The 3,852-nt window shown below is 72.1% G+C and carries 4 protein-coding genes; 2 read left to right on the forward strand and 2 right to left on the reverse strand.

Annotation, left to right across the window (positions count from 1 at the left end):
• Positions 1-786, reverse strand: a 786-nt coding sequence (locus KBX53_RS25340; protein WP_210862017.1) for a GTP-binding protein, incomplete at its 3' end; no start/stop codon positions are given.
• A gap of 133 nt (positions 787-919) precedes the next feature.
• On the opposite strand from KBX53_RS25340, the gene KBX53_RS25345 reads away from it, so the two are divergent.
• Both KBX53_RS25345 and KBX53_RS25350 read left to right on the forward strand, forming a co-directional pair.
• Positions 920-2,338, forward strand: a complete 1,419-nt coding sequence (locus KBX53_RS25345; protein WP_210862019.1) for a DedA family protein — start codon at positions 920-922, stop codon at positions 2,336-2,338.
• Positions 2,339-2,373: 35 nt separating this feature from the next.
• Positions 2,374-3,246 carry a lytic transglycosylase domain-containing protein gene (locus KBX53_RS25350; RefSeq protein ID WP_210862021.1) on the forward strand — a complete coding sequence of 291 codons (873 nt, stop codon included), beginning with the start codon at positions 2,374-2,376 and terminating at the stop codon, positions 3,244-3,246.
• Positions 3,247-3,291: 45 nt separating this feature from the next.
• Here the strand turns inward: KBX53_RS25350 and KBX53_RS25355 are convergent.
• On the reverse strand, positions 3,292-3,852 hold a 561-nt coding region (locus tag KBX53_RS25355; RefSeq protein WP_210862023.1), incomplete at its 5' end, for an MMPL family transporter.

A 3,852-nucleotide genomic window follows, 5' to 3' on the forward strand; every position in this document is an offset into this window, starting at 1 on the left:
CCGCTGGGTGCTGCCGTCGGTGCGGCACCAGGCCACCGTCTGGCCCTTGCTGATGGTGCCCTGGCGGACCCGGCACAGCGCCAGTCGGCCGAGGAAGGGCGACGCGTCGAGGTTGGTGACGTGCGCCTGCAGCGGGGCGCCGTCCTCGTACGCGGGAGCCGGGATGGTGTCCAGCAGGGTGCGGAACAGCGGCTCCAGGGAGTCGCTGTCGTCGGGCACCGAGCCGTCGGCCGGCTGGGTCAGCGAGGCGATGCCGTCGCGGGCGCACGCGTAGACGATCGGGAAGTCGATCTGCTCCTCGTCGGCGTCCAGGTCGAGGAAGAGCTCGTAGGTGTCGTCCACGACCTCCTTGATCCGGGCGTCCGGACGGTCCACCTTGTTGATCACGAGGATGATCGGCATCCGGGCCCGCAGGGCCTTGCGCAGCACGAAACGGGTCTGCGGCAGCGGACCCTCGCTGGCGTCGACGAGCAGCACCACACCGTCGACCATGGTCAGGCCGCGCTCCACCTCGCCACCGAAGTCGGCGTGGCCGGGGGTGTCGATGATGTTGATGGTGACCGGGTCGGAGCCGTCCGCCGGCAGGTACCGCACGCCGGTGTTCTTGGCCAGGATCGTGATGCCCTTTTCCCGCTCCAGGTCCCCGGAGTCCATCACCCGCTCGGTGTTCTCGCCGCGTGCGCCGTACGCGCCGGCCTGCCGCAACATGGCATCGACCAGGGTGGTCTTGCCGTGGTCGACGTGAGCGATGATGGCGACGTTGCGGAGGTCGGTGCGAAGCTGCATACCCTCTATCCTTCCGCCTGCGCTCGCGCAGGCTGCGTCGGGGTCACCCCCAGGTGCCCCTGATCTATGGTGAAACCGCTGTGCCGGTGGTTCCCCCGGCTGGCATGCTGACTCCCGTGTCCCGGGGGCCTGAGTGCACGACCTGCTGACCTGGGTGCAGGGTCTGCCCACCCTGTGGATCTACCTGGTCGCCGCGCTGATCGTGGCGGGCGAGACCGCGGTGATCTTCGGCCTGCTCGTGCCGGGTGAGGCTACCCTGCTGCTGGTCGGCTTCCTCACCTACAACGGTACCTTGCGGCTCGGGCCGGCGTTGCTCGCGATGATCGTCGCGGCGGTCCTCGGCGATGGGCTGGCCTTTCGCGCCGGACGGCGGTACGGCCCCCGACTGCGCGCCGGACTGGGGCACCGGGTCGGACCCGGCCGGTGGGCCCGCGCCGACGCCATGCTCGCCCGCCTCGGTGGGCGGGGGGTGTTCGCCGCCCGGTGGGTGGCTTTCGCCCGCACCCTGGTGCCTCGGCTGGCAGGTGCGGCCGGCATGCCGTACCGGCGGTTCGTCCTGTGGAACCTGGCCGGGGTGGTGACCTGGGTGGGTGGCTCGGTGCTGCTCGGCCATCTCGCCGGTGAGTCGTACGACACGGTCTCCCGGCTGCTCGGCCGGGCCACCGGGGTGGCGTTCCTGCTGCTGGCCGGTCTGCTGGGGGTGGTGCTCGTCGGCCGGTGGCTGGGTCGTAACCCCGATCCGGTGCGTGCGCTGCTGTCCCGGGCGGGCGGGTTGCCCCCGGTGCGGTGGCTCACCGCCCGCTACGGGGTGCTGTTCTTCCTGGTGGCGATGCGGATCGGCCCGGCCTGGACACTGCTGCTCAATCTGGCTGCCGGCCTGCTGCTGCTCTTCGCCGCCGGGCTCGCCATCGCCGGTCTGCTCGCGGTGGCGGTCCGCAACTCCGGGCTTGCCGCACTGGATGGCGCCATCGCCGGGTGGTTCGCCGCCCGACGTACCCCGGACGCCGCCGAGGCCACGCTGATCGTGGTGTCGGTGGTGCGCGGGTCGGTGCTGATCCTCTTGGTGGCGCTGGTGGCGGCGGGACTGGCGTGGCGCAACCGGCCCTGGCGGGCGGATCTGCTCAGCGTGGTCGGCACTGTCGGCGCGTTCGTGCCGCTGGTGGTGCTGGCCGTGGTGGCCGAGCTGACCGGCCCGGACGGGGGCGCCCCGGGCGGCGGGGAGGTGGCTCCGCTGTCGACCCAGAGCGCCGTGGTCGCGGCGAGCTTCTGCACCCTGGCCTGGCTGGTGTCGCGCAGCGCCCGGTGGCCGGTGGCCGTGGCCGCCTGGACGGCCGCCGCGGCCGGGGTGCTGGGGATCGGCGGCGCGCGGCTCTACCTCGGCCTGGACACGGCGAGCGGGGCCGCGGCGGCGGTGCTGCTCGGGGTGCTCTGGACCGTGGTGTTCGTGGTCGCCTGGGCGACCCGGGACCGGGCGGTGGGGGAGCGACCGCCGCCGGTTGACCAGCCCCGGTCGCCGTCGCAGGGGCACCGCCGCCCGGTCGAGCCTTGTTAGGGTGCGGCGACGGTCACACCGGGGGAGGCAACGGGATGGTTCGACAGACACATCGGCTGGTCGGCGCGGCGCTCGCCGGGCTGTTGCTGAGCGCGTTGGTGGGCTGTGCCGGCAACGAGCAGAGCCCCGAGTCCCTTGCCGCGCCGGTCGCCGTCAGCGACGAGCCGACCGACGCCCCGTCCGACGAGGTCAGCGCGGAGCCGAGCCCGTCGGTGAGCGCGGTGGAGTCGATGGGCGCCGCGCCGAGTCGCAGCGCTACCCCGACCCCGAAGCCGTCGAAGAAGCCGACCCGTACGGCGCCGAAGCCGCGTCCGGTGGCGAAGCCGCCCACCGAGACCGAGGTGCCGCCGGCGCCACCGAAGCCGGCACCGACGTCCTGCAAGCCGACCTACAAGGGCACCCAGGCGTCGCGGTCCGAGGTGAAGGCGGCGCTGACCGACGCGGCCAACCGCACCTACTGGCCGGTCTCGGCGCCGGACATCAAGGTCCCGCTCACCCTGCTCAAGGCCACCGCGTGGCAGGAGAGCGGCTGGCAGTCCAACATCTACGCCTGCGACGGTGGGGTCGGGCTGATGCAGGTGATGCCGGACACCGCGAGCTGGATGAACCAGCGGTTCGAGAAGAGCTACAAGATCGACGCCTACCGGGACAACGCCTACCTCGGCGCCACCTATCTGGCCTGGGCGACGAAGTACATCGGCGACATGTACTTCGAGTCCGACTTCCGCCTCGACCCGGCGCTGTGCACCAGCGAGCTGAACTCCTGCCTGCTCAACGCGGTCATCGCCGCCTACAACTTCGGGCACGGTGCGGTGGCGCAGGAGGGCAAGCCACTGGCCATCCCCAACCCGTCGTACGTGCGCAACGTGCGGGCGTTGATGAACGAGTGTGTCTGCCTGACGTACTGACGGCGTCGGGGCCGTGCCGGATCCGGCACGGCCCCGACGCTTCGGTCAATCGTGTGCGGCGACCGGCTCGGGCGACGGCACGGTGCCCTGCGCCTGGTCCTTCGTGATCCGACCGGGCCACCAGAAGCGGTCGCCGAGCAGGAACGCCAGCGCCGGCACCAGGACCGTGCGGACCAGCAGGGTGTCGAGCAGGACGCCGATGCAGACGATGATGCCGATCTGGGTCAGGGTGATCAGCGGCAGCACGCCGAGCACGGCGAAGACCGCGGCGAGCAGCACTCCGGCGCTGGTGATCACACCGCCGGTGACCCGCAGGGCGGAGAGCATCCCGGCGCGGGTGCCGGCGCTGCGGGCGTCCTCCCGGGCCCGGGTGACCAGGAAGATGTTGTAGTCCACCCCGAGCGCCACCAGGAACACGAAGGCGAGCAGCAGCACCCCGCTGTCCAGGGCGGGGAAGCCCAGCACGTGGTCGAAGAGCAGCCAGGCCGCGCCCAGGCTGGCGAAGAACGACGCGATCACGGTGAGCACCAGCAGCAGCGGCGCGAGCAGGCCGCGCAGCAGGAGCACGAGCACACCGCCGACCAGCAGCAGGATGATCGGCAGGAT

The sequence above is a fragment of the Micromonospora sp. M51 genome (genome assembly GCF_018070305.1).
In the GTDB taxonomy this organism is placed as follows: Bacteria; Actinomycetota; Actinomycetes; order Mycobacteriales; family Micromonosporaceae; genus Micromonospora; species Micromonospora parva.

What these genes read in the sequence shown, in the direction of transcription:
- KBX53_RS25350 (WP_210862021.1), top strand. Translation starts at nt 2,374, where the DNA reads ATGGTTCGACAGACACATCGGCTGGTCGGCGCGGCGCTCGCCGGGCTG.